Here is a 24,825-nt window from a genome sequence, read left to right as displayed (position 1 = left end):
CACCAACACCTTAGAACGCGGGTTAAGAGACGATAATTGTCTTCTCTGCTCTGGTAAAACATGATATCGCCCCACTACGATTACTCCATTAACATTAAATTAACTTATACAATTCAGTCGGTTCAGCCGTTTTTATACTGCAAAGGCGTTTTTTTAAGCATAGACGGTCATTCGATCAGGTTTAAAATCAAATCAAGGAATCTGATATGAAAAATGACGCAGACAGTTACACCGTTTAAATGCAATAATCAGCCACGTTTCTCGTTAATAACAATACCAGTACCTGGTTTGCGCAAGGCGAAGGATTATTTTTATGAAGCTTAAGAACACCCTCCTGGCGTCGGCACTGCTTTCTGCTACGGCATTTTCCGTTAACGCAGCAACAGAACTGACACCGGAGCAAGCGGCAGCGGTTAAACCTTTTGATCGCGTAGTAGTTACCGGTCGTTTTAATGCCATCGGCGAAGCAGTGAAAGCCGTTTCACGTCGGGCAGATAAAGAAGGCGCAGCCTCTTTTTATGTTGTCGACACTTCAGATTTCGGTAATAGCGGTAACTGGCGTGTCGTTGCCGATCTTTATAAAGCCGATGCTGAAAAAGCAGAAGCTGATAAGAATCGCGTTTTTAATGGCGTGATTGAGCTGCCTAAAGAGCAAGCCGTCCTGATTGAGCCGTATGATACCGTGACCGTGCAGGGCTTCTTCCGCAGCCAACCGGAAGTGAACGATGCCATCACCAAAGCGGCAAAAGCGAAAGGCGCATACTCCTACTACATTGTTCGCCAGATTGATGCTAACCAGGGCGGCAACCAGCGCATTACCGCATTCATCTACAAACAAGATGCCAGGAAACGCGTAGTACAAAGCCCGGATGTGATCCCGGCTGATTCCGAAGCCGGACGTGCGGCACTGGCTGCCGGCGGCGAAGCAGCGAAGAAAGTTGAAATCCCAGGCGTAGCTACCACCGCATCACCAAGTTCTGAAGTCGGTCGCTTCTTTGAAACCCAGTCATCAAAAGGTGGGCGTTACACTGTCACGCTACCTGATGGCACGAAAATTGAAGAGCTGAACAAAGCGACTGCAGCAATGATGGTGCCGTTTGACAGCATTAAGTTCTCAGGAAACTACGGCAACATGACCGAAGTTTCCTACCAGGTTGCTAAACGTGCCGCGAAGAAAGGCGCTAAGTATTACCATATTACCCGCCAGTGGCAGGAACGCGGCAATAATATGACCATCAGCGCCGACCTGTATAAATAACTATTCAGTTATTATGATAAGGCGGCTTCGTGCCGCCTTTCGCATTTTTAGTCACAAATTTCCCTGTGACCATTGCATGCAGTCACATCTCTCCGTAAAATCCCGCGCTTCAGCGGCAAACACCATTTTTATGCGTTTTGCCCCAATATTTATTCTTCCGAACACGTTTTAATCACTGGATATCGATGGAAAAGAAACTGGGACTGAGCGCACTCACCGCGCTGGTATTAAGCTCAATGCTTGGCGCAGGAGTTTTCAGTCTGCCACAAAATATGGCGGCAGTTGCCAGCCCGGCAGCATTGCTCATCGGTTGGGGCATCACAGGCGCAGGCATTTTATTACTGGCCTTCGCGATGCTGATTCTTACGCGTATTCGTCCCGACCTTGACGGAGGTATCTTTACCTACGCCCGTGAAGGTTTTGGCGAGTTAATCGGCTTCTGCTCCGCGTGGGGATACTGGCTGTGCGCGGTTATCGCCAACGTTTCCTATCTGGTGATCGTCTTTTCCGCATTAAGTTTCTTCACCGATACACCAGAACTACGCCTGTTTGGCGATGGCAATACCTGGCAATCGATCGTCGGCGCATCAGCATTATTGTGGATTGTTCACTTTTTGATTCTGCGCGGCGTGCAGACTGCCGCCAGCATTAACCTGGTCGCCACACTGGCAAAATTGTTGCCGTTAGGCCTGTTTATTGTGCTGGCGATGATAATGTTCAAACTGGACACTTTCAAACTCGATTTTACCGGCCTTGCACTTGGCGTACCTGTATGGGAACAGGTAAAAAATACTATGCTGATCACCCTGTGGGTGTTTATTGGCGTGGAAGGCGCTGTGGTGGTTTCGGCGCGCGCACGTAATAAACGTGACGTTGGCAAGGCGACGCTACTGGCGGTGCTTTCGGCGCTGGGCGTTTATTTACTGGTAACTCTACTTTCTCTGGGGGTGGTGGCACGCCCTGAGCTGGCAGAGATTCGTAATCCGTCCATGGCTGGTCTGATGGTGGAAATGATGGGGCCATGGGGAGAAATTATTATTGCTGCCGGACTTATCGTTTCCGTCTGTGGCGCTTATTTAAGCTGGACCATCATGGCGGCGGAAGTGCCCTTCCTGGCGGCTACCCATAAAGCATTTCCGCGTATTTTTGCCCGGCAGAATGCACAAGCTGCGCCGTCTGCCTCGCTGTGGCTGACCAACATTTGCGTGCAAATTTGCCTGGTGCTGATCTGGCTGACAGGCTCTGATTACAACACTCTGCTGACTATTGCTTCAGAAATGATTCTGGTGCCTTATTTCCTTGTTGGCGCATTCTTACTGAAAATCGCCACTCGCCCGCTGCATCAAGCTGTAGGTGTTGGCGCCTGCATTTATGGTTTATGGTTATTGTATGCCTCTGGCCCAATGCACCTGCTATTGTCTGTAATACTGTATGCGCCAGGGCTGCTGGTATTCCTGTATGCGCGTAAAACGCATACACATGATAATGTACTGAATCGTCAGGAAATGGTGCTGATTGGCATGCTCTTAATTGCCTCGGTTCCGGCGACCTGGATGCTGGTGGGATAACATTTATCCCATCGTTTGTTTGCAAAGGAGATTAACGATGGGTAAAACCCAGTCCTTGCCAATATTAATCACGGGCGGAGGCCGTCGTATCGGTCTCGCTCTCGCCTGGCATTTCATTAATCAAAAGCAACCTGTGATTGTCAGTTACCGGACGCACTATCCTGCCATTGATGGGCTGATAAACGCTGGCGCGCAATGTATCCAGGCGGATTTTTCCACTAACGATGGCGTACTGGCGTTTGCTGATGAAGTGTTGAAAAGCACCCATGGGTTACGCGCGATTTTGCATAATGCCAGCGCGTGGATGGCGGAGAAGCCGGGTACGCCACTGGCTGACGTGCTTAACAGTATGATGCAGATCCACGTTAATACCCCTTACCTGCTTAACCATGCGCTGGAAAGACTACTGCGCGGTCACGGACACGCCGCCAGTGATATTATTCACTTCACGGATTACGTGGTAGAGCGCGGCAGCGACAAACATATCGCTTATGCCGCCAGCAAAGCAGCACTGGATAATATGACCCGTTCATTCGCCCGCAAGCTGGCGCCGGAAGTGAAAGTGAATTCTATCGCACCATCGCTGATCCTGTTTAATGAACATGATGACGCGGAGTATCGTCAGCAGGCGCTGAATAAATCGTTAATGAAAACGGCGCCCGGAGAAAAAGAAGTCATCGATTTAGTCGATTATCTGCTCACCAGTTGCTTTGTTACTGGACGCAGTTTTCCGCTTGATGGCGGTCGTCATCTACGTTAATGCTGCTTCATCCAACAGATAATCAACACCCATGCGCTTATCCCCCAGCAAGCAACTGAGCTGATAAAAGCGGCGGGTAAGCGCATCATTCCGGTGAAATACCACAACGACGCCAGATAAACAAAATAGGGAATGATTGACCACATACTGAAGATTATCGTTGCGCGTAAAGCTTCAATTCCCCGCTCATTGGCAACGATATAATGCGCGATGAGCGCAAAGGTCGGGAAAAGCGGAATTAGCCCGGCAATATAGTAATTTTTCGTTTTTGCCAATACACCAATCAACACAACCACCAGCGCACCAAGCGCGGCTTTTATTACCAGCCCCATTCTTCCGCCTTAACATTTTCATAACAAGCCGTCGGTAGAATACCTGATACTTGCTTGTTTAGAAACGATTGATGGTAAGTAAAAACAACGCAGTGTATTGTAACGTTTTTATATCTACCGTGAATAATATGAACACTATCGTATTTGTGGAAGATGATCCTGAAGTCGGTTCACTGATCGCCGCGTACCTGGCAAAGCATGATATGCAAGTTACCGTTGAACCGCGCGGTGACCATGCCGAAGAGACCATCCTGCGTGAAAATCCAGATCTGGTTCTCCTGGATATCATGCTGCCAGGCAAAGACGGCATGACTATCTGCCGTGATTTACGCGCAAAGTGGTCAGGACCGATAGTTCTGCTGACATCCCTCGATAGTGATATGAATCATATTCTGGCGCTGGAAATGGGCGCCTGCGATTACATCCTCAAAACTACTCCTCCTGCTGTACTCCTTGCACGATTACGCTTGCATTTGCGTCAAAGCGAACAGGCCTCTCTGACTAAAGGTCTTCAGGAAACGTCCCTTACACCTTACAAAGCATTGCATTTTGGTTCGCTGATCATTGACCCTATCAACCGCGTAGTCACCCTTGGCAATAATGAGGTTTCGCTTTCGACGGCCGATTTTGAACTATTGTGGGAATTAGCGACCCATGCAGGGCAAATTATGGATCGCGATGCGTTGCTGAAGAATCTGCGCGGCGTCAGTTATGATGGGCTGGATCGCAGCGTAGACGTAGCAATTTCGCGGTTAAGGAAAAAATTGCTCGATAACGCCACGGAGCCTTATCGCATAAAAACTGTGCGTAACAAAGGCTATCTCTTTGCGCCTCATGCGTGGGAATAAGCAATGAAAAAACTGTTTATTCAGTTTTATCTTTTACTGTTTGTCTGCTTTCTGGTGATGTCCCTACTGGTTGGCCTGGTGTACAAATTCACCGCTGAACGCGCGGGCAAGCAGTCACTGGATGATTTGATGAACAGTTCATTGTATCTGATGCGTAGCGAATTACGGGAAATACCGCCGCATGCCTGGGGTAAGACCTTGAAAGAGATGGATTTAAACCTCTCTTTTGATCTGCGAGTCGAGCCGTTGGGTAAATATCATCTTGACGATATCGCCATGCAGCGGCTGCACAAAGGCGAGATTGTCGCCCTGGATGATCAGTACACATTTTTACAGCGCATACCGCGGAGTCACTATGTACTGGCCGTGGGGCCCGTCCCCTATCTCTATTACCTTCATCAAATGCGTTTACTGGATGTCGGACTGATCGCTTTTATTGCAATCTCCCTCGCTTTTCCGGTGTTTATCTGGATGCGCCCACACTGGCAGGACATGTTAAAACTGGAAGCCGCGGCGCAACGATTCGGCGATGGTCATCTCAATGAACGCATTCATTTTGATGATGGGTCGAGTTTTGAACGTCTTGGCGTAGCCTTTAACCAAATGGCGGACAATATCAACGCATTAATCGCCAGCAAAAAGCAGCTTATTGATGGGATTGCCCACGAATTGCGGACTCCGTTAGTGCGTTTACGTTATCGACTCGAGATGAGCGACAATTTAAGTGAAGGCGAATCCCTGGCGCTAAACCGCGATATCAGTCAACTGGAAGCTTTAATTGAAGAACTGTTGACCTATGCCCGACTCGACCGTCCACAAAATGAGTTGCATCTAAGCGAGCCAGACCTGCCGCTTTGGCTGTCTACACATCTGGAAGATATTCAGGCGGTGAATCCCGATAAAACAGTACGGCTAAAAACGCTCATACCCGGAAATTACGCGGCGCTGGACATGCGCTTAATGGAACGCGTGCTGGATAACTTGCTTAATAACGCCCTGCGTTACTGCCATTCAACGGTTGAAACCAGCCTGCTGCTGTCAGGAAACAGAGCAACATTAATTGTTGAAGATGATGGCTCAGGAATTGCGCCAGAAAATCGCGAGCATATCTTTGAGCCTTTTGTCCGCCTCGATCCAAGCCGGGACCGCGCAACCGGTGGCTGTGGACTGGGATTGGCGATTGTCCACTCCATCGCACTGGCAATGGGCGGCTCAGTAAGCTGTGATACCAGCGAATTAGGCGGCGCCCGCTTCTCATTTAGCTGGCCGCTATGGCACAACATCCCGCAATTTAGCGCTGCATGACGCTAACCGCACGGTGGTTAAGCTGGCGCCAGCGTGCTATATATAAAGTATGTTGTAACTAAAGTGATAATTTTATGGCCCGTTACGATCTCGTTGACCGACTCAACACCACCTTTCGCCAGATGGAACAAGAACTGGCGGCGTTTGCTGCTGAACTTGAGCAGCACAAGTTGCTGGTTGCTCGCGTGTTCTCTTTACCGGAGGTTAAAAAGGAGGATGAGCATAATCCGCTGAATCGCATTGAGGTGAGGCAACATCTTGGGAAAGAGGCACAGGCGCTGGCGCTGCGTCATTTCCGTCATCTGTTTATTCAGCAACAGTCAGAAAACCGCAGCAGCAAGGCTGCTGTCCGTTTGCCTGGCGTGTTGTGCTATCAGGTCGATAACCTTTCACAAGCGGCGCTGGCAAGTCATATACAGCGCATCAATCAACTTAAAACCACTTTCGAGCATATCGTCACGGTTGAGTCAGAACTGCCTACGGCAGCGCGTTTTGAATGGGTGCATCGTCATTTACCGGGGCTGATCACCCTTAACGCTTATCGCACGCTCACCCTTCTGCACGACCCCGCAACGTTACGTTTTGGCTGGGCCAATAAACATATCATTAAGAATTTGCATCGTGATGAAGTGCTGGCACAGTTAGAAAAAAGTCTAAAGTCTCCCCGCAGTGTCGCGCCGTGGACACGCGAAGAGTGGCTGGCAAAACTGGAACGTGAATATCGGGATATTGCAGCCCTGCCACAGGATGCGAAGTTAAAAATCAAACGTCCGGTAAAGGTACAGCCGATTGCCCGGGTCTGGTACAAAGGAGAGCAAAAGCAGGTACAGCACGCCTGCCCGACACCGCTTATCGCGTTGATTAGTATCGATAATGGCGCTGGCATACCGGATATTGGCGAGCTGTTAAATTACGATGCCGATAATGTACAGCACCGCTATAAACCCCAGGCGCAACCGCTTCGATTAATCATTCCACGGCTGCACCTGTATGTTGCAGATTAACGACCGATGTTCATACTGCCGACCATATCCTCTGGTCGTACCCAGCTATCAAACTCGGTTGCGCTAAGATATCCCAACGCAAGGGCTGCAGCTTTTAATGTCAGCCCTTCTTTGTGCGCTTTCTTGGCGATCTCCGCAGCCTTGTCATAACCAATGTGGGTATTGAGCGCGGTTACCAACATCAATGATTCGTTGAGCAACTGATGAATTCGTTCACGATTCGGTTCGATACCCACCGCGCAGTGTTTGTTAAAACTTTCCATGCCATCCGCCAGTAAGCGCACAGACTGCAGGAAATTGTGGATAACCATCGGACGGAAGACATTCAGTTCGAAGTTACCCGATGCGCCGCCCATATTGATCGCCACGTCATTGCCCATAACCTGACAACAAAGCATGGTTAATGCTTCACACTGTGTCGGATTTACTTTCCCCGGCATGATGGAACTGCCCGGCTCGTTTTCAGGAATTGAGATTTCGCCGATGCCGCAACGTGGACCGGAAGCCAGCCAGCGAACATCGTTAGCAATTTTCATCAGGGACGCCGCCAGCCCTTTCAACGCTCCATGTGCCTGAACCAGAGCATCACAGGTTGCCAGCGCCTCAAATTTGTTCGGTGCGGTGACAAACGGCGCACAGGTAATCACCGCCAGTTCATCCGCCACGCGACGCGCATATTCTGGATGAGTATTTAGTCCTGTGCCCACAGCCGTACCGCCCAGCGCCAGTTCCGCTACGTGAGGCAGGCTGTATTCAATATGTTTGAGATTATGCTCCAGCATCGCTACCCAACCAGAAATCTCCTGTCCCAGGGTCAGCGGTGTGGCGTCCTGCAAGTGGGTACGACCAATTTTGACGATATCGGCAAATGCGCGCGATTTCTCATTCAGAGTTTGAGTGAGGTTTTTGAGCTGAGGAATGAGTTGCTTACGCAGTGCCAATAACGCCGCTACGTGCATAGCAGTTGGGAAGACATCATTGGAGCTTTGGCTTTTGTTCACGTCATCGTTAGGGTGAACTTTACGTTCCATTCCGCGTACGCCGCCAAGCAATTCGCTGGCCCGGTTAGCCAGTACTTCATTCATATTCATATTGCTTTGCGTACCGGATCCCGTTTGCCAGATTGCCAGCGGGAACTCATCATCATGTTGTCCTGCCAGCACTTCATCCGCCGCCTGGCGAATGGCTCTCGCTTTCTCTTCTGAAAGCAGACCTAAATCTTCGTTAACTTTCGCCGCTGCACGCTTAGTCAGCGCCAGCGCATGAATCAGTGAGGTGGGCATTTTCTCCGTGGAGATGCGAAAATGCTCCAGTGAGCGTTGGGTTTGTGCCCCCCACAGTTTATCTGCCGGGACATCGATCGCTCCCATCGAATCTTTCTCGCTGCGAACTGTATTCATAGCCTGCTCCTCACCTGATTAATTTTTTCTTTCTACTTTGCTTTCGTTAAGCAACTTTTAGCTCACTCATTATTTACCATTTTATAACAAATGTTTGGTCTTTCGTGCCATATAAAAAAGCCGTCCCGAAGGACGGCTCTGTTTATTTCACGCAGCGGGTACACTGCGTGAGTTGTATTTGTTGGAAGAAATCATTTCCTTTGTCATCCACAAGAATAAACGCCGGAAAATCTTCCACTTCTATTTTCCAGATAGCTTCCATTCCCAGCTCAGGATACTCAACACATTCCAGACTCTTTATACTGCCTTGCGCCAGTACCGCTGCCGGGCCGCCGATACTGCCGAGGTAGAAACCGCCGTGTTTTTTACAAGCATCGGTCACCTGCTGGCTGCGGTTGCCTTTCGCCAGCATGATCATACTTCCGCCTTGCGCTTGCAGTTGATCAACATAGGAATCCATCCGTCCGGCAGTCGTTGGGCCGAGAGAACCGGAGGCATAACCTTCCGGCGTTTTTGCCGGACCCGCATAGTAAATCGGATGATCTTTAATGTATTGTGGCAGCCCTTCTCCGTTATCCATACGCTCTTTCAGTTTAGCGTGGGCGATATCGCGACCGACAATAATGGTGCCGTTCAGCGATAGACGCGTAGAAACGGGATATTGCGACAACTGAGCGAGGATCTCTTTCATTGGGCGATTAAGATCAACGCGCACCGCTTCGCCTTCTCCCGCTTTACGCAACTCTTCCGGGATATATTTGCCTGGATTATGTTCCAGTTTTTCGATCCAGATCCCCTGACGGTTGATTTTCGCTTTGATATTACGGTCAGCGGAACAGGAGACTCCCATACCGATCGGGCAAGATGCACCATGACGCGGCAGACGAATAACGCGAATGTCATGAGCAAAATATTTACCGCCAAACTGGGCGCCGAGTCCAAGATTTTGCGCTTCAAGCAGCAATTCGTTTTCCAGCTCTACATCGCGGAACGCCTGACCGTGCTCATTCCCTTCCGTTGGCAGCTCGTCATAGTATTTCGCCGACGCCAGTTTTACGGTTTTGAGGTTGGTTTCCGCCGAAGTGCCGCCAATGACAAACGCAATGTGGTACGGAGGACATGCCGCTGTACCCAGCGTGCGCATTTTCTCAACCAGATAATTTTTTAGTTTTCCCGGCGTCAGTAACGCTTTGGTTTCCTGATAGAGGTACGTTTTGTTTGCCGAACCGCCCCCTTTGGCGATACAGAGGAATTTGTACTCGTCACCATCAACGGCATAAAGATCGATCTGCGCTGGCAGGTTAGTCCCCGTATTCACCTCTTTATACATATCCAGCGGCGCGTTTTGTGAGTAACGCAGGTTATCTTCAATATAGGTGTTGTACACGCCGCGGGCCAGCGCCGCTTCATCGCCACCACCGGTCCATACACGCTGCCCTTTTTTACCAACGATAATCGCTGTGCCGGTATCCTGGCAGGTTGGCAGAATACCTTTCGCGGCAATATCGGAGTTGCGCAGGAATTGCAACGCCACATATTTGTCGTTTTCGCTAGCTTCCGGGTCGCGCAGAATATCGGCAACCTGTTGTTGGTGGGCCGGACGTAGCATAAACGATGCATCATGAAACGCCTGACGCGCCAACAGCGTTAACGCTTCTGGCGCGACTTTCAAAACCTCCTGTCCTTCAAATTCAGATACGCTGACATGTTCACTGGTCAGCAGGTAGTACTCGGTATCGTCTTTTTTGAGTGGGAAAGGAGCCTGATAATGAAAGGGTTTGTTTGACATTGTTCTCTCACTTACTGCCTGGTTTGGTTATGCTCTGGGCGAGTGTTCCATTGCCCTGTTAAAAGCGAGTTACATTATCCTACACACTTTTTTAACAAAAACTGAGACTGGCACGACTTTTTGCGGCTCCAGGTTACTTCCTGTGGGATTCTTGCTTTAATAACGGGATTAATGTCCATATCTAACAGGGATTGATAATGCAAAAACTCATTAACTCAGTGCAAAACTATGCCTGGGGAAGCAAAACAGCGTTAACTGAACTTTATGGCATGGAGAATCCGTCCAACCAACCGATGGCCGAATTATGGATGGGCGCACATCCCAAGAGCAGTTCACGTGTGCACAACGCCGCCGGAGAGGTTGTTTCACTGCGCGATGTAATTGAAAGCAATAAATCCACTCTTTTGGGAGAGGCTGTTGCCCAGCGCTTTGGCGAACTGCCTTTCCTGTTCAAAGTATTATGCGCAGCCCAGCCGCTCTCCATTCAGGTTCATCCGAACAAACGCAATTCTGAAATCGGTTTTGCCAAAGAAAATGCCGCCGGTATCCCAATGGATGCCGCCGAGCGAAACTATAAAGATCCGAACCACAAGCCGGAGCTGGTTTTTGCTCTGACCCCTTTCCTCGCGATGAACGCGTTTCGTGAGTTCTCCGAGATTGTTTCTCTGCTCCAGCCAGTCGCTGATGCGCATCCAGCCATTACTCACTTTTTACAGCAGCCCAATGCCGAACGCTTAAGCGAACTGTTCGCCAGCCTGTTAAATATGCAAGGTGAAGAGAAATCCCGTGCACTGGCAATTTTAAAATCGGCGCTCCACAGTCAACAGGGTGAACCGTGGCAAACGATTCGTTTAATTTCTGAATTTTACCCGGATGACAGCGGCCTGTTCTCCCCGCTGCTGTTGAATGTGGTGAAGCTGAATCCAGGTGAAGCCATGTTCCTGTTCGCCGAAACGCCACATGCCTATCTGCAAGGCGTGGCGCTGGAAGTGATGGCGAATTCCGATAACGTGCTACGTGCGGGGCTGACGCCAAAATATATTGATATCCCGGAACTGGTCGCCAACGTTAAGTTCGAAGCTAAGCCAGCCAATCAGTTGCTGACCCAGCCAGTAAAACATGGCGCAGAGCTGGACTTCCCGATCCCGGTTGATGATTTTGCTTTCTCGTTGCATGACCTTAACGATAAAGAGTGCACTATCGGTCAACAAAGCGCGGCGATTCTGTTCTGCGTAGAAGGCGAAGCCACGCTAAATAAAGACTCTCAGCAGTTGCTGCTTAAACCTGGCGAATCAGCGTTTATTGCCGCCAATGAGTCACCAGTCAAGGTCAAAGGCCATGGCCGTTTAGCCCGGGTTTACAACAAACTGTAAGAGCTTACTGAAATAGTTAACATCTCTTGCTAAGCTTATTAAAGGCTTATAACACTTTCAGGCGGCCTGTCCGCCTGATTTCATTTTACGGATAATCATTATGAAAAAATCGCTGGTAGCGGTAGGCGTCATTGTTGCGCTCGGCGTAGTCTGGACAGGCGGCGCGTGGTACACAGGCAAGAAACTGGAAACGCATCTCGAAGAGATGGTTGCGCAGGCGAATACGCAACTTAAACTGACAGCGCCTGAATCCAATCTCGAAGTCAGCTATCAAAACTATCATCGCGGCGTATTTAGTAGCCAGTTGCAGTTAGTTGTGAAACCCGTTGCTGGCAAAGAAAATCCGTGGATTAAAAGTGGGCAGAGCGTCATCCTCAACGAAAATATCGACCACGGCCCCTTCCCTCTGGCTCAGCTTAAAAAGCTGAATTTAATTCCGTCGATGGCCTCAGTTCAAACGACGCTGGTCAATACCAACGTCACTAACCCATTGTTTGAGATGGCAAAAGGTGAAACACCTTTTGTGATTAATTCCCGTATCGGTTATAACGGCGACTCCAGTTCTGATATTTCCCTCAAACCACTGAATTACGAGCAAGAAGGCGAGAAAGTTGCTTTTAGCGGCGGTGAATTTCAACTAAATGCCGACAAAGATGGAAAAGCGATCTCTCTGTCTGGAGAAGCGCAAAGCGGCATTATAGACGCCGTTAATGAGTACAACCAGAAAGTACAGTTGACCTTTAATAATCTCAAAACTGACGGCTCCAGCACGCTGGCAAGTTTTGGTGAGCGTGTAGGCAATCAAAAACTGTCGCTGGAAAAAATGACTATTTCCGTTGCAGGTAAAGAGCTGGCATTGCTGGAAGGCATGGAGATCAGCGGTAAATCAGACCTTGTAAACGACGGCAAAACGATCAATAGCCAACTGGATTACTCGCTAAATAGCCTGAAAATACAGAATCAGGATCTGGGGAGCGGCAAGCTAACCTTAAAAGTGGGCCAGATTGACGGCGAAGCCTGGCATCAGTTTAGTCAACAATATAATGCTCAAACTCAGGCGCTGCTGGCACAGCCAGAAATTGCCAATAATCCCGAGCTTTATCAGGAGAAAGTGACAGAAGCTTTCTTTAACGCCCTGCCACTGATGTTGAAAGGCGATCCGGTGATTACTGTCGCGCCATTAAGCTGGAAAAACAGTCAGGGAGAAAGCGCGCTGAATATATCGCTGTTCCTGAAAGATCCGGCAACGACTAAAGAAGCGCCGCAAACGCTGGCGCAGGAAGTTGACCGCTCGGTAAAATCGCTGGATGCAAAACTAACCATTCCGGTCGATATGGCAACTGAACTGATGACACAGGTAGCAAAACTGGAAGGTTATCAAGAAGATAAAGCTAAAAAACTGGCACAGCAGCAAGTTGAAGGCGCCTCGGCAATGGGCCAGATGTTCCGTCTGACCACTCTGCAGGACAATGTCATCACCACCAGCCTGCAATATGCTAACGGTCAGATCACGTTGAATGGTCAGAAAATGCCTCTGGAAGAGTTTGTTGGCATGTTTGCGATACCAGCACTTACCGTTCCGGCCGTACCGGCAATCCCACAGCAGTAACTCACGTCCAGAATGCCGGAGAATTTTCTCTCCGGCATTTAAGGCTGATGACAATTAGCAGAATTTCACGACTCAGTAGAAACGTTTCTTATACAGCGGAGTGAAGGCACTAAACGTGGACACGGTCGTCATCAACCCGCGGAGAGAAAAGATCAGGATGCGTGAAATACATGGTTGTTTACCGACCTGCCAGCATATTAGTTGAGCTCCTGTACCCCACCACCAGAGACAGTGAGAATTTGTCCGCTTATCCAACTGGCTGCCGGAGAACAAAGGAACAGCGCTGCATCAGCAATATCCTGTGGTTTGCCCAGGCGTCTGATCGGCGTGTGTTCCAGCATTTTCTGTTCAATTTCTGGCGTAATAACGGATTTAAGGGCATCAGTCAGTATTGCACCTGGTGCAATGCCATTAACCCGAATATTTTTTCCGCCAAGGTCAAAAGCCATATTTCTGACCAGATGGCTGGCAGCAGCTTTAGATGACGCATAAGAGGTCATGTTTTTATTTTTATTTTCTGCCGCCATAGAGGTGATGGTCAAAATAACACCACTGCCATTTTTTTCCATCTGCGGTGCAACAAGTTGCGACAGGTAGAAAAATGAGAAAACATTCAGCTCATAAGCACGGCGAAAATCCGCCATTGGCATATCAAACGGTTTAGGACCGCCACCACCGGCATTATTCACCAGAATATCAACTTTGCCCAATTTACTGACGGCAAAGTCAGCCAAAGCGGAGAGCTCCTGTTCGGAAGTAATATCGCAATGAAAGGCAAATGCTTGCCCGCCATGGCGATGAATTTCCTCAACAACATGATTCGCTGAGTCGGCATTAATATCACTGACCACCACTGATGCGCCTGCGGTAGCGAAAGTGATGGCGATTTCTTTACCAATACCAGCCCCGGCGCCAGTGATGATGGCGCATTTTCCGTCGAGTCTCAGGTTGTCAGAATTAAACACATAAACCTCCTGTGAACGTCAGTAAAATAAAAAAACACCGCCTGTGTGCGACGTTTTTAGCACTATCCTCAGAGAAAAGACACTACCAGGTATAGCAGATAACATGTGGGTTATTTCATCGTAATGAGCCGTGCTGGAATAATCAGGTTTCGTGAGTGATTCTCTTCGTGACCAATTTTTTGCATCATGCGATCGGCAAGCGTAAAGCCAAGTTCCCGTGCAGGCGTGCTGGCCCAGATAATAGGTAAATCCTCAAGCGTTGTTTGCACCACATCAGTAAATCCCGCCAGCGAAACCTGCTGCTCGAAATAACGATCCACTCCGCTTTCGCCACTTTGCCTCCCTGCTCTCAATAAACCAAACCACGTGCCCATGGCAATAGTTTCGTTATAACAGACTACAGCACTGATGGTCGGGTTATGACGTAAAAGAGCAGTGATGGCTTCCGCGGCTTGCTTTTGGCTGGAGACGCACTCAACGACCCAATCGCTGTGAAATGGCAGGCCAAATTTCAATAAAGTTGCACAATAGCCGCCAACCCGCTCCGCACGAGTCAGAGAAGAGCTTTGCCCTCCCAGCCAGGCGATACGCTGATGCCCACTACGAATAAGATGCTCAGTCAATAACTGCGCCGCCTGCATGTTGTCAGGTCGAACAGTATCAACATCGTCAAGATAGCTGGCGCGCGAAGCGAAAATAACCGGGATACCTTTTTCTTCCGCCATGCGCCGCAGGTCATCACTACTTCCCGCCGCACCGGCGATCACCACACCATCAACGCCCTGGTTCAGCAACAAGGAAAATCGCTGAGCCAGTTGTTTACCGTCTTTACCGCCATGTAGCAAAAAAACCATCCGCCCCTGCGCTTCCAGCGCCTCCGTCAGCCCGGCGGTTAATTCAGCGTAAAACGGCGCGGTTAAATCACGAACAATTAAACCAACGACGCCACTCTGACCGCCCCTAAGCGCTGATGCCTGACGATTACGCACAAACCCAAGCTCTTCAATAGCCGCATTTACCCGTTCACCCGTCGCAGCAGAAATCCGCCCTTTGCCGCTCAGCACCAGCGAAACAGTACTCACTGACACACCCGCGGCCAGCGCAACATCATGAATGGTGATTTTTTTGGCGGTAGCCATGCGGACGACTCTCTCCCTGGTTATGTGACAGATAAAACGTTTTATCAATTATTTGCTTTTATACGCCCTATTATCGTTGCGTAATGTGATTTGTGCCGCACTAAAATTTGATAAAACGTTTTATCTTCTCGCGCAACTTATTGACCCCAGACTGTTCTTAACGAGGAGTCGTTTTATGACGGCGAAAACAGCACCGAAAGTCACACTGTGGGAATTCTTCCAGCAGTTAGGCAAAACCTTCATGTTACCTGTCGCGTTACTGTCGTTCTGCGGCATTATGTTGGGGATTGGCAGTTCTCTCAGTAGCCACGATGTTATCACTCTGATCCCGGCATTGGGCAACCCTGTATTGCAGGCCATCTTTACCTGGATGAGTAAGATTGGTTCATTCGCTTTTAGCTTTCTGCCAGTAATGTTCTGTATCGCGATCCCTCTGGGGCTGGCGCGTGAGAACAAAGGCGTAGCAGCATTTGCCGGTTTTGTTGGCTACGCGGTGATGAACTTGGCAGTTAACTTCTGGTTGACCAATAAAGGCATTCTGCCAACCGCTGATGCCGCCGTTCTGAAAGCCAATAACATCCAAAGCATTCTCGGGATCCAGTCGATCGACACAGGGATCCTCGGTGCGGTGATCGCCGGTATTATCGTCTGGATGCTGCATGAGCGTTTTCATAATATCCGCCTGCCGGATGCACTGGCATTCTTCGGCGGTACGCGCTTCGTGCCGATTATCTCCTCGCTGGTAATGGGGCTTATCGGACTGGTTATTCCGTTGGTCTGGCCGATTTTCGCCATGGGTATTAGCGGCTTAGGCCATATGATCAACAGCGCAGGCGATTTCGGGCCGATGTTGTTTGGTACTGGCGAGCGCCTGCTGCTGCCGTTTGGTCTGCATCACATTCTGGTGGCATTAATTCGCTTTACCGACGCAGGCGGTACGCAGGAAGTTTGTGGTCAAACCGTAAGCGGCGCGTTGACTATCTTCCAGGCGCAATTAAGCTGCCCAACCACTCAAGGTTTCTCTGAAAGCGCTACGCGTTTCCTCTCTCAGGGCAAAATGCCTGCGTTCCTCGGCGGCCTGCCAGGAGCGGCATTAGCAATGTATCACTGCGCTCGCCCGGAAAATCGCCACAAAATTAAAGGACTGCTGATTTCTGGTCTGATTGCTTGTGTCGTTGGTGGTACGACCGAACCGTTGGAATTCCTGTTCCTCTTTGTTGCTCCTGTTCTGTATGTGATCCACGCGCTGTTAACCGGCCTCGGCTTTACCGTGATGTCCATTCTCGGCGTCACTATCGGTAACACTGACGGCAATATCATCGACTTTGTGGTGTTCGGTATTTTGCATGGCTTGTCTACCAAGTGGTACATGGTGCCAGTAGTTGCGGCAATCTGGTTTGTCGTTTACTACGCCATCTTCCGTTTCGCTATCACTCGTTTCAATCTGAAAACGCCGGGTCGCGATAGTGAAGCCGCCAGTTCAATTGAAAAAGCCGTTGCCGGTACACCGGGTAAATCGGGCTATAACGTACCAGCAATCCTTGAAGCCCTCGGCGGCGCCGACAATATTGTCAGCCTCGATAACTGCATTACCCGTCTGCGTTTATCAGTGAAAGATATGTCGCTTGTTAATGTACAGGCGCTGAAGGACAATCGGGCCATTGGCGTAGTACAACTTAATCAACATAACCTGCAAGTGGTTATCGGGCCGCAAGTTCAGTCGGTGAAAGATGAAATGGACGGTCTGATGCGCGCGGTTCAGGCATAAGGATAAGATATGTTCGATTTTTCAAAGGTCGTGGATCGTCATGGCACATGGTGTACGCAGTGGGATTATGTCGCCGATCGTTTCGGTACTGCTGACCTGTTGCCGTTCACGATTTCAGACATGGATTTTGCCACTGCTCCCTGCATTATTGAGGCGCTGAATCAGCGCCTGATGCACGGTGTCTTTGGCTACAGCCGCTGGAAAAACGATGAGTTTCTTGCGGCAATTGCTCACTGGTTTTCAACGCAACATTACACTGCCATTGATACGCAGTCAGTGGTGTATGGCCCTTCGGTTATCTATATAGTGTCAGAGCTGATTCGTCAGTGGTCTGAAGTCGGCGAAGGTGTGGTGATCCATACCCCTGCCTACGACGCATTTTACAAAGCCATTGAGGGTAATCAACGCACAGTGATGCCCGTTGCTTTAGAGAAGCGGGCTGATGGCTGGTTTTGTGACATGGATAAACTGGAAGCTGTGTTGGCGCAACCGGAGTGTAAAATTATGCTCCTGTGTAGTCCGCAGAACCCTACCGGCAAAGTCTGGACTTGCGATGAGCTGGAGACAATGGCCGATCTGTGCGAACGTCATGGTGTGCGAGTCATTTCCGATGAGATTCATATGGATATGGTGTGGGGCAAGCAACCACATATTCCCTGGAGCAACGTGGCGCGCGGAAATTGGGCGCTACTGACCTCAGGCTCAAAAAGCTTCAATATTCCCGCCCTGACAGGTGCTTACGGGATTATTGAAAATAGCAATAGCCGCGAAGCGTACTTATCGGCGCTGAAAGGTCGTGATGGGTTATCTTCGCCTGCCGTACTGGCGCTTACCGCACATATCGCCGCCTATCAGCAAGGCGCACCGTGGCTGGATGCCTTACGCGTCTATCTGAAAGACAATCTGACGTATATTGCAGATACGATGAATACCGCATTCCCGGAGCTAAACTGGCAAATTCCACAATCCACTTATCTGGCCTGGCTTGATCTCCGGCCACTGAATATAGACGACAACGCGTTGCAAAGAGCCCTGATTGAGCAAGAAAAAGTGGCGATTATGCCAGGATATACCTATGGTGAAGAAGGTCGCGGCTTTGTGCGTCTCAATGCCGGATGTCCGCGTTCAAAACTGGAGAAAGGCGCCGCCGGGTTGATTAACGCCATCCGCGCCGTACGCTGATTGTGATTGCGCAACGAATATAATCGTTGCGCAACATAGATTTTTACCCTGTTTTGTTTTTATAATGATGCGCACTTTATATACCCAGAAAAAGAGTGCGACCATGATTGATACCACCCTGCCATTAACTGATATTCATCGCCACCTTGATGGCAACATTCGCCCCCAGACCATCCTTGAACTTGGCCGCCAGTATAATATCTCGCTTCCTGCACAATCTCTGGAAACGTTGATCCCCCACGTTCAGGTCACCGCCAACGAACCCGATCTGGTTAGCTTTCTGACCAAACTTGACTGGGGCGTTAAAGTTCTGGCGTCTCTTGACGCCTGCCGCCGCGTTGCGTTTGAAAACATTGAAGATGCTGCCCGTAACGGCTTGCATTATGTTGAACTGCGTTTTTCGCCGGGTTACATGGCAATGGCGCATCAGTTACCTGTTGCTGGCGTTGTCGAAGCGGTTATTGATGGCGTACGCGAAGGTTGCCGCACCTTTGGCGTACAAGCGAAACTCATCGGGATTATGAGCCGGACTTTTGGCGAAGCCGCCTGCCAGCAAGAACTGGAGGCATTTCTGACCCACCGTGACCAGATTACCGCGCTGGATTTAGCTGGCGATGAGCTGGGTTTTCCGGGGAACCTGTTCCTTTCCCATTTTAACCGCGCACGTGATGCAGGCTGGCATATTACTGTTCACGCTGGCGAAGCCGCCGGACCGGAAAGCATCTGGCAAGCCATTCGTGAACTGGGCGCGGAGCGTATTGGTCATGGTGTGAAAGCGATTGAAGATCGGGCGTTGATGGATTTCCTCGCCGAACAACAAATTGGTATTGAATCCTGCCTGACTTCGAACATTCAGACCAGCACCGTGGCTTCTCTGCAGGCGCATCCGTTGAAAACGTTCCTTGAGCATGGCATACGCGCCAGCATTAATACCGACGATCCTGGTGTACAGGGCGTAGATATCATTCATGAATATACTATTGCCGCACCTGCTGCAGGATTATCCCGCGAGCAAATTCGCCAGGCACAAATCAACGGTCTGGAGATGGCTTTTTTAAGTGCTGATGAGAAACGTGCGCTGCGGGAAAAAGTAGCAACAAAATAAGAGCGTGCTGCCTGAGAAAACGCGCCAGCGTCGTATCAGGCATTAAACTTATCGCCGGATACGGCGTAACGCCCTATCCGGTCAACAAAATCAATAATCACGCCAGGCACAACGTCGCGCGATGTCTGGCGGATTCGATACCAAGTTCAATAAGTTCCATCACCTGAATGGCCTGGCTTGCCGGAACCGGATTTTCGCCGTCGCCATTCAATGCATCACGAATAGCCGCGTAATAAGCCGGATAATTTCCCGGCACTGTCAGCAGCGTTTCTTCGACACGTTCGTCACCTTTGACTCGCGTCAGTACGCCATCACGCATATCATAGCCCCAATCTTCCTGCGGCAATCGTTCGCCATTTTTCAGACGCTCTTCCTGCGGATCAAGACCATATTTAATATAGCTGCCACGTGACCCGTGAACGATATAGCGCGCAGACTCTGCCGCCGCCAGCATAGTGCCATGTAAAATAACCCGTCGCTGTGGATAGGACAAAATAGCGTGAAAATAATCGGTCGACTGCGCCCCTGGACGTAATTGCGCTAAATCCACTGTCATACTGATCGGTAAACCAAACAACATAATGGCCTGATCGAGCAGATGCGGCGCCAGATCGTACCAGATACCGCTGCCAGGACCGCCCTGTTCACGCCAGCGATCGCGCACCTGTGGGCGAAAACGGTCAAAGTGAGATTCAAAGTAAGCAACTTCACCCAGTACGCCTTCCGCAAGCAGTCCTTTCAGCGTCAGGAAATCACTGTCCCAGCGGCGGTTATGAAAGACCGACAGCACGCGCCCCACACGCTTTGCCAGCGCATCAAGCTCCCGCGCTTGTGACAGTGTCACGGTAAAAGGTTTATCGACAACGACATGTTTTCCCGCTTCCAGCGCTGCTTTGGCTAACGGAAAATGGGTATCGTTGGGGGTAGGAATGACGATTAAATCTATGCTGGGATCATTAAAGATATGCTTCGGCTCAGGGACAACCGCAGCCATCGGCCAGTCGGCCTTTACTTTTGTTTCGTCGCTACTGGAAACCACAGCCAGCTCCAGCCCGGGCGTACCCGCAATTAAGGGCGCATGGAAGGTTTTACTCGCATAGCCGTACCCAATCAACCCAACACGAATGTTGTCGCTCATGTCATCGCCCCTCAGTGAAGTAGATCGCTATTTGACACTATCCTTTATCCGCTCACAACAATTTAATAACCTGCCGGCATCGCCAGGTCGTTGTTTAACTTAAGTCAAAGAAATAGCGATTTCTCCCAAGATTAAAGATAAATGTCGTAAAAACATTGGCAAAAATCTTGCTGGAGCAATTATTGCTAAGTAACATTTATGCTCTGTCGTTAATGGATCAATCAACATAGATGTGGGCAGTAATGAATCGTCTTATTGAATTAACAGGTTGGATCGTTCTTACCATTTCAGTCATTCTTCTTGGCGTGGCCAGTCACATCGACAACTACCAGCCACCTGAGCAGAGTGCCCCGGTACAGCACAAATAGCCCTCTGCTCTTGCAGAACAACATGCAGCCCCTTTGGGCGCATGTCTAACTTATTGGCTATATAAACCAGGAATTTATTATCTTGTTCGGCGTTGTTAACGATTGTCAGGGGGAGTAAAGCACGTTACTCTTTTCTTAGCAGTATTTATTCCCTGAATATTTGCATTAGCGCAGTCTTATTATTGCTATTGCACAAGTGTTCACCTTCGGTGAATTTTTGTCATTACAAATAATATCTACCCCGATGGTATTAGTTATTTTATGGATCATTTATGACTGTTCAGGACTACTTATTAAAATTTCGTAAAATCAGTTCACTTGAAAGCCTGGAAAAACTCTACGATCACCTTAATTACACTCTGACGGACGATCTGGACATTATAAATATGTACCGTGCAGCCGATCATCGTCGCGCAGAACTGGTCTCTGGCGGACGTTTGTTTGACCTCGGTCAGGTTCCGAAGTCTGTCTGGCATTACGTTCAATAAAGAAAGTAGCGATCGATTATAAAAGCTTTATAATAGCGCCCCTAATATCAGATTTGTCTGTTTGCTGTCGCTTTTCTGGAGAACTTATGACCACCACAACGCCACAACGTATTGGAGGCTGGTTGCTTGGCCCGTTAGCCTGGCTGTTAGTCGCCTTGTTAAGTACGACACTGGCGCTGTTGCTGTATACTGTGGCGCTATCTTCTCTGCAAACATTTAAAACGCTCGGCGAACAACTCCTGACAACGCAAATCTTATGGGGCGTTTCTTTTATTACTGCCATCGCCATGTGGTATTACACATTGTGGTTGACCATTGCATTCTTTAAACGTCGGCGCTGTGTTCCTAAACACTATATTATCTGGCTATTGGTTTCCGTATTACTGTCGGTTAAAGCCTTCGCTTTTTCACCCGTTGAGGATGGAGTAGCCGTCCGCCAATTGCTGTTTACGTTGCTGGCAACCGCATTGATCGTCCCCTATTTCAAGCGTTCATCCCGGGTCAAAACGACGTTTGTGAATCCGTAATAACCTTACAGTTAACCTGTTGTCGCCTCCTCTGGATTATCGGATAATAGGCGGCTTTTTTATTTCAGGCCGAAAAATGACTGATTACCTGTTACTGTTTGTCGGAACCGTACTGGTCAACAACTTTGTACTGGTCAAGTTTCTGGGCCTCTGTCCGTTTATGGGCGTTTCCAAAAAGCTGGAAACCGCGATGGGGATGGGGCTGGCAACAACATTTGTCATGACGCTGGCGTCAATCTGCGCCTGGCTTATCGACACGTGGATTTTAATCCCGCTCAATCTGATTTACCTGCGTACGCTGGCATTTATTCTGGTGATTGCCGTAGTCGTGCAGTTCACCGAGATGGTTGTGCGTAAAACCAGCCCTGTACTTTATCGTCTACTGGGCATTTTTCTGCCGCTGATAACCACAAACTGTGCGGTGCTTGGCGTAGCATTGTTGAATATTAATCTCGGACATAATTTCTTGCAGTCGGCGCTGTACGGTTTTTCCGCCGCCGTCGGCTTCTCACTGGTAATGGTGCTTTTCGCCGCGATACGCGAACGCCTGGCTATAGCCGATGTCCCGGCCCCTTTCCGCGGTAATGCCATTGCACTGATTACCGCAGGTCTTATGTCTCTGGCCTTTATGGGCTTTAGTGGTTTGGTGAAGTTGTAATGAATGCTATCTGGATTGCCGTTGCCGCCGTGAGCCTGTTAGGCTTGGTGTTTGGCGCCATTCTGGGTTATGCCTCCCGCCGTTTTGCGGTGGAAGACGATCCGGTCGTTGAGAAAATTGACGAAATTTTACCACAGAGCCAGTGTGGTCAGTGCGGCTATCCTGGCTGCCGCCCGTATGCGGAAGCTATAAGCTGCAATGGGGAAAAGATCAACCGCTGCGCGCCCGGCGGGGAAGCCGTAATGTTGAAAATTGCCGGGCTGCTTAATGTCGAGCCACAACCACTGGACGGCGATGCACAAGAGTTGACGCCAGCGCGTATGGTGGCGGTTATCGATGAAAATAACTGTATTGGCTGCACCAAATGTATTCAGGCGTGTCCGGTAGACGCCATTGTCGGTGCCACCCGTTCCATGCATACAGTGATGAGCGAACTGTGCACAGGCTGCAATCTGTGTGTTGACCCGTGCCCGACACAATGCATTTCCTTACAACCGGTCGCAGAAACGCCTGACAGCTGGAAATGGGATCTGAACACCATTCCCGTGCGTATCATTCCTGTGGAACACCATGCTTAAGTTATTCTCTGCTTTCAAAAAAAATAAAATCTGGGACTTCAATGGCGGCATTCATCCACCGGAGATGAAAACTCAGTCTAACGGTACTCCCTTGCGTCAGGTTCCACTGGCGCAACGTTTTGTTATGCCGCTAAAACAGCATATTGGCGCAGAAGGCGAGTTGTGCGTCAGCGTTGGCGATAAAGTGCTGCGCGGTCAGCCTCTGACTCGTGGTCGCGGCAAAATGCTGCCTGTTCACGCGCCCACATCCGGTACCGTAACAGCCATTGCGCCCCACTCTACCGCACATCCTTCGGCATTAGCTGAATTAAGCGTGATTATTGATGCCGATGGCGAAGACCGCTGGATCCCACGCGATGGTTGGGTCGATTATCGCTCACGTAGCCGGGAAGCGTTAATTGAACGCATTCATCAGTTTGGCGTCGCCGGGCTTGGCGGCGCAGGCTTCCCGACAGGCGTTAAATTGCAGGGCGGCGGCGATAAAATCGAAACCTTGATCATCAATGCCGCTGAATGCGAGCCGTATATTACTGCCGATGACCGTCTGATGCAGGATTGTGCTGCCCAGGTTGTAGAGGGCATTCGCATTCTTGCGCATATCCTCCAGCCGCGCGAAATTCTTATCGGTATTGAAGATAACAAACCGCAGGCGATTTCCATGCTGCGCGCGGTTCTGGCGGATTCTCACGATATTTCATTGCGCGTTATTCCGACTAAATACCCTTCCGGCGGCGCCAAACAGTTAACGTACATTCTGACCGGTAAGCAAGTGCCGCACGGCGGTCGCTCATCGGATATTGGCGTATTAATGCAAAATATTGGTACGGCTTACGCGGTGAAACGAGCTGTCATCGACGGCGAGCCCATTACCGAACGCGTCGTAACGCTGACCGGTGAAGCGATTACGCGTCCGGGCAATGTCTGGGCACGACTGGGAACCCCGGTAAAACACCTGCTTACTGATGCTGGTTTTTGCCCTTCTGCCGATCAAATGGTAATTATGGGCGGCCCACTAATGGGCTTTACATTGCCGTGGCTTGACGTTCCGGTGGTAAAAATCACCAACTGCCTGTTGGCACCATCTGCCAGTGAATTGGGTGAACCACAGGAAGAGCAAAGTTGTATCCGCTGCAGCGCCTGTGCTGACGCCTGCCCTGCCGATTTATTGCCGCAACAGTTGTACTGGTTCAGTAAAGGCCAGCAGCACGATAAAGCTACCACGCATAATATTGCTGACTGTATTGAATGTGGCGCCTGCGCGTGGGTTTGCCCAAGCAATATTCCACTGGTGCAATATTTCCGCCAGGAAAAAGCGGAGATTGCGGCCATTCGTCAGGAAGAAAAACGCGCCGCAGAAGCGAAAGCACGTTTTGAAGCCCGGCAGGCACGTCTGGAACGCGAGAAGGCAGCACGTCTGGAGCGACATAAAAGCGCAGCGGTACAACCTGCCGCTAAAGACAAAGATGCGATTGCTGCTGCACTGGCACGGGTGAAAGAGAAACAAGCCCGGGCCACGCAACCTGTTGTGATTAAGGCCGGCGAACGACCGGATAACAGTGCGATTATTGCGGCCCGGGAAGCGAGAAAAGCGCAAGCCAGAGCGAAACAGGCGGAATTGCAACAGACCAACGAGGCAGCGCCCATTGCCGATCCGCGTAAAGCT

General features: G+C 49.8%; 23 protein-coding genes. 17 read left to right on the top strand and 6 right to left on the bottom strand.

Features of this window, described 5'->3' with window-relative positions; all coding sequences use genetic code 11:
- Positions 1–313: 313 nt before the first annotated feature.
- The 3 genes from ydgH to folM all read left to right on the top strand — a co-directional run bounded on the left by ydgH (position 314) and on the right by folM (position 3,586).
- Positions 314–1,258 carry a DUF1471 family protein YdgH gene (gene ydgH, locus EA14781_RS13380; protein ID WP_000769311.1) on the top strand — a complete coding sequence of 315 codons (945 nt, stop codon included), beginning with the start codon at positions 314–316 and terminating at the stop codon, positions 1,256–1,258.
- A gap of 185 nt (positions 1,259–1,443) precedes the next feature.
- Complete coding sequence (locus EA14781_RS13375) at positions 1,444–2,826, top strand: amino acid permease (protein WP_000412362.1); 1,383 nt, start codon at positions 1,444–1,446, stop codon at positions 2,824–2,826.
- Positions 2,827–2,863: 37 nt separating this feature from the next.
- On the top strand, positions 2,864–3,586 hold the full coding sequence (gene folM, locus EA14781_RS13370; protein ID WP_000520813.1) for a dihydromonapterin reductase: 723 nt from the start codon (positions 2,864–2,866) through the stop codon (positions 3,584–3,586).
- Here the strand turns inward: folM and EA14781_RS13365 are convergent.
- Positions 3,583–3,918: a GlpM family protein gene (locus tag EA14781_RS13365; RefSeq protein ID WP_000524881.1), complete on the bottom strand. Its 336-nt coding sequence runs from the start codon at positions 3,916–3,918 to the stop codon at positions 3,583–3,585. The genes folM and EA14781_RS13365 overlap by 4 nt on opposite strands.
- A gap of 128 nt (positions 3,919–4,046) precedes the next feature.
- Here EA14781_RS13365 and rstA point away from each other — a divergent pair, with 128 nt between their 5' ends.
- From rstA to tus, 3 genes are all read left to right on the top strand, one after another.
- On the top strand, positions 4,047–4,766 hold the full coding sequence (gene rstA, locus EA14781_RS13360) for a two-component system response regulator RstA (RefSeq protein ID WP_002462221.1): 720 nt from the start codon (positions 4,047–4,049) through the stop codon (positions 4,764–4,766).
- Positions 4,767–4,769: 3 nt separating this feature from the next.
- The gene (gene rstB / locus EA14781_RS13355) at positions 4,770–6,071 is read left to right on the top strand and encodes a two-component system sensor histidine kinase RstB (RefSeq protein WP_000732471.1); all 1,302 of its coding nucleotides are present in this window, start codon (positions 4,770–4,772) and stop codon (positions 6,069–6,071) included.
- A 74-nt stretch (positions 6,072–6,145) separates the two neighbouring features.
- Entirely contained in the window at positions 6,146–7,075 is a 930-nt protein-coding gene (tus, locus tag EA14781_RS13350) for a DNA replication terminus site-binding protein (RefSeq protein WP_000135177.1), read from the top strand.
- Here tus and fumC read toward each other — a convergent pair.
- Positions 7,072–8,475 (bottom strand): class II fumarate hydratase, encoded by a 1,404-nt coding sequence (gene fumC / locus EA14781_RS13345; RefSeq protein ID WP_001099073.1) that lies wholly within the window; start codon positions 8,473–8,475, stop codon positions 7,072–7,074. The two genes, tus and fumC, sit on opposite strands and share 4 nt — an antisense overlap.
- Before the next feature lie 142 nt (positions 8,476–8,617).
- On the bottom strand, positions 8,618–10,264 hold the full coding sequence (gene fumB, locus EA14781_RS13340; RefSeq protein ID WP_000066651.1) for a class I fumarate hydratase: 1,647 nt from the start codon (positions 10,262–10,264) through the stop codon (positions 8,618–8,620).
- 197 nt (positions 10,265–10,461) lie between these two features.
- On the opposite strand from fumB, the gene manA reads away from it, so the two are divergent.
- Together manA and EA14781_RS13330 are read left to right on the top strand one after the other, a co-directional pair.
- Positions 10,462–11,637 (top strand): mannose-6-phosphate isomerase, encoded by a 1,176-nt coding sequence (gene manA / locus EA14781_RS13335; protein WP_001170633.1) that lies wholly within the window; start codon positions 10,462–10,464, stop codon positions 11,635–11,637.
- Between the two features lie 100 nt (positions 11,638–11,737).
- Positions 11,738–13,246: a YdgA family protein gene (locus EA14781_RS13330; RefSeq protein ID WP_000749396.1), complete on the top strand. Its 1,509-nt coding sequence runs from the start codon at positions 11,738–11,740 to the stop codon at positions 13,244–13,246.
- A gap of 197 nt (positions 13,247–13,443) precedes the next feature.
- On the opposite strand, the gene hdhA is transcribed toward EA14781_RS13330, so the two are convergent.
- Together hdhA and EA14781_RS13320 are read right to left on the bottom strand one after the other, a co-directional pair.
- Entirely contained in the window at positions 13,444–14,211 is a 768-nt protein-coding gene (gene hdhA / locus EA14781_RS13325; protein ID WP_000483382.1) for a 7-alpha-hydroxysteroid dehydrogenase, read from the bottom strand.
- A gap of 110 nt (positions 14,212–14,321) precedes the next feature.
- Entirely contained in the window at positions 14,322–15,350 is a 1,029-nt protein-coding gene (locus tag EA14781_RS13320) for a Mal regulon transcriptional regulator MalI (protein ID WP_000179494.1), read from the bottom strand.
- Positions 15,351–15,525: 175 nt separating this feature from the next.
- Between EA14781_RS13320 and malX the strand changes: the two genes are divergently transcribed.
- From malX to add, 3 genes are all read left to right on the top strand, one after another.
- On the top strand, positions 15,526–17,118 hold the full coding sequence (malX, locus tag EA14781_RS13315) for a PTS maltose transporter subunit IICB (RefSeq protein WP_000125579.1): 1,593 nt from the start codon (positions 15,526–15,528) through the stop codon (positions 17,116–17,118).
- A gap of 9 nt (positions 17,119–17,127) precedes the next feature.
- The gene (gene malY / locus EA14781_RS13310; RefSeq protein ID WP_000459386.1) at positions 17,128–18,300 is read left to right on the top strand and encodes a bifunctional maltose regulon transcriptional repressor/cystathionine beta-lyase MalY; all 1,173 of its coding nucleotides are present in this window, start codon (positions 17,128–17,130) and stop codon (positions 18,298–18,300) included.
- Positions 18,301–18,403: 103 nt separating this feature from the next.
- Positions 18,404–19,405 (top strand): adenosine deaminase, encoded by a 1,002-nt coding sequence (add, locus tag EA14781_RS13305; protein WP_000567526.1) that lies wholly within the window; start codon positions 18,404–18,406, stop codon positions 19,403–19,405.
- A 97-nt stretch (positions 19,406–19,502) separates the two neighbouring features.
- On the opposite strand, the gene EA14781_RS13300 is transcribed toward add, so the two are convergent.
- Positions 19,503–20,543 (bottom strand): oxidoreductase, encoded by a 1,041-nt coding sequence (locus EA14781_RS13300; RefSeq protein WP_001282547.1) that lies wholly within the window; start codon positions 20,541–20,543, stop codon positions 19,503–19,505.
- Positions 20,544–20,785: 242 nt separating this feature from the next.
- Here EA14781_RS13300 and blr point away from each other — a divergent pair, with 242 nt between their 5' ends.
- The 6 genes from blr to rsxC all read left to right on the top strand — a co-directional run.
- Positions 20,786–20,911 (top strand): division septum protein Blr, encoded by a 126-nt coding sequence (gene blr, locus EA14781_RS13295; RefSeq protein ID WP_032275219.1) that lies wholly within the window; start codon positions 20,786–20,788, stop codon positions 20,909–20,911.
- A 272-nt stretch (positions 20,912–21,183) separates the two neighbouring features.
- Entirely contained in the window at positions 21,184–21,399 is a 216-nt protein-coding gene (ydgT, locus tag EA14781_RS13290) for a transcription modulator YdgT (protein ID WP_000217948.1), read from the top strand.
- An 86-nt stretch (positions 21,400–21,485) separates the two neighbouring features.
- Positions 21,486–21,926 carry a DUF2569 domain-containing protein gene (locus EA14781_RS13285; RefSeq protein ID WP_002462224.1) on the top strand — a complete coding sequence of 147 codons (441 nt, stop codon included), beginning with the start codon at positions 21,486–21,488 and terminating at the stop codon, positions 21,924–21,926.
- 76 nt (positions 21,927–22,002) lie between these two features.
- Positions 22,003–22,584 (top strand): electron transport complex subunit RsxA, encoded by a 582-nt coding sequence (gene rsxA / locus EA14781_RS13280; protein WP_000133191.1) that lies wholly within the window; start codon positions 22,003–22,005, stop codon positions 22,582–22,584.
- A complete protein-coding gene (gene rsxB, locus EA14781_RS13275) occupies positions 22,584–23,162 on the top strand; it encodes an electron transport complex subunit RsxB (protein ID WP_000991826.1) in 579 nt (192 codons plus the stop codon). The genes rsxA and rsxB overlap by 1 nt, the downstream gene beginning before the upstream one ends.
- The coding region (gene rsxC, locus EA14781_RS13270; protein WP_042335763.1) for an electron transport complex subunit RsxC at positions 23,155–24,825 on the top strand (1,671 nt) is incomplete at its 3' end. The genes rsxB and rsxC, both read left to right, overlap by 8 nt.

Origin of the sequence: Escherichia albertii NBRC 107761 = DSM 17582, assembly GCF_000759775.1 — a bacterium.
GTDB classification, from domain to species: domain Bacteria; phylum Pseudomonadota; class Gammaproteobacteria; order Enterobacterales; family Enterobacteriaceae; genus Escherichia; species Escherichia albertii.
The sequence above is the reverse complement of the archived record's forward strand: the minus strand, read 5'-3'. Positions and strand labels throughout refer to the sequence as shown.

What these genes read in the sequence shown, in the direction of transcription:
- tus (WP_000135177.1), top strand. Translation starts at nt 6,146, where the DNA reads ATGGCCCGTTACGATCTCGTTGACCGACTCAACACCACCTTTCGCCAG.
- ydgT (WP_000217948.1), top strand. Translation starts at nt 21,184, where the DNA reads ATGACTGTTCAGGACTACTTATTAAAATTTCGTAAAATCAGTTCACTT.
- fumC (WP_001099073.1), bottom strand. Translation starts at nt 8,475, where the DNA reads ATGAATACAGTTCGCAGCGAGAAAGATTCGATGGGAGCGATCGATGTC.
- rsxB (WP_000991826.1), top strand. Translation starts at nt 22,584, where the DNA reads ATGAATGCTATCTGGATTGCCGTTGCCGCCGTGAGCCTGTTAGGCTTG.
- add (WP_000567526.1), top strand. Translation starts at nt 18,404, where the DNA reads ATGATTGATACCACCCTGCCATTAACTGATATTCATCGCCACCTTGAT.
- folM (WP_000520813.1), top strand. Translation starts at nt 2,864, where the DNA reads ATGGGTAAAACCCAGTCCTTGCCAATATTAATCACGGGCGGAGGCCGT.
- fumB (WP_000066651.1), bottom strand. Translation starts at nt 10,264, where the DNA reads ATGTCAAACAAACCCTTTCATTATCAGGCTCCTTTCCCACTCAAAAAA.
- EA14781_RS13285 (WP_002462224.1), top strand. Translation starts at nt 21,486, where the DNA reads ATGACCACCACAACGCCACAACGTATTGGAGGCTGGTTGCTTGGCCCG.
- rstA (WP_002462221.1), top strand. Translation starts at nt 4,047, where the DNA reads ATGAACACTATCGTATTTGTGGAAGATGATCCTGAAGTCGGTTCACTG.
- rstB (WP_000732471.1), top strand. Translation starts at nt 4,770, where the DNA reads ATGAAAAAACTGTTTATTCAGTTTTATCTTTTACTGTTTGTCTGCTTT.
- ydgH (WP_000769311.1), top strand. Translation starts at nt 314, where the DNA reads ATGAAGCTTAAGAACACCCTCCTGGCGTCGGCACTGCTTTCTGCTACG.
- malX (WP_000125579.1), top strand. Translation starts at nt 15,526, where the DNA reads ATGACGGCGAAAACAGCACCGAAAGTCACACTGTGGGAATTCTTCCAG.
- manA (WP_001170633.1), top strand. Translation starts at nt 10,462, where the DNA reads ATGCAAAAACTCATTAACTCAGTGCAAAACTATGCCTGGGGAAGCAAA.
- blr (WP_032275219.1), top strand. Translation starts at nt 20,786, where the DNA reads ATGAATCGTCTTATTGAATTAACAGGTTGGATCGTTCTTACCATTTCA.
- rsxA (WP_000133191.1), top strand. Translation starts at nt 22,003, where the DNA reads ATGACTGATTACCTGTTACTGTTTGTCGGAACCGTACTGGTCAACAAC.
- EA14781_RS13320 (WP_000179494.1), bottom strand. Translation starts at nt 15,350, where the DNA reads ATGGCTACCGCCAAAAAAATCACCATTCATGATGTTGCGCTGGCCGCG.
- malY (WP_000459386.1), top strand. Translation starts at nt 17,128, where the DNA reads ATGTTCGATTTTTCAAAGGTCGTGGATCGTCATGGCACATGGTGTACG.
- EA14781_RS13365 (WP_000524881.1), bottom strand. Translation starts at nt 3,918, where the DNA reads ATGGGGCTGGTAATAAAAGCCGCGCTTGGTGCGCTGGTGGTTGTGTTG.
- EA14781_RS13330 (WP_000749396.1), top strand. Translation starts at nt 11,738, where the DNA reads ATGAAAAAATCGCTGGTAGCGGTAGGCGTCATTGTTGCGCTCGGCGTA.
- EA14781_RS13375 (WP_000412362.1), top strand. Translation starts at nt 1,444, where the DNA reads ATGGAAAAGAAACTGGGACTGAGCGCACTCACCGCGCTGGTATTAAGC.
- EA14781_RS13300 (WP_001282547.1), bottom strand. Translation starts at nt 20,543, where the DNA reads ATGAGCGACAACATTCGTGTTGGGTTGATTGGGTACGGCTATGCGAGT.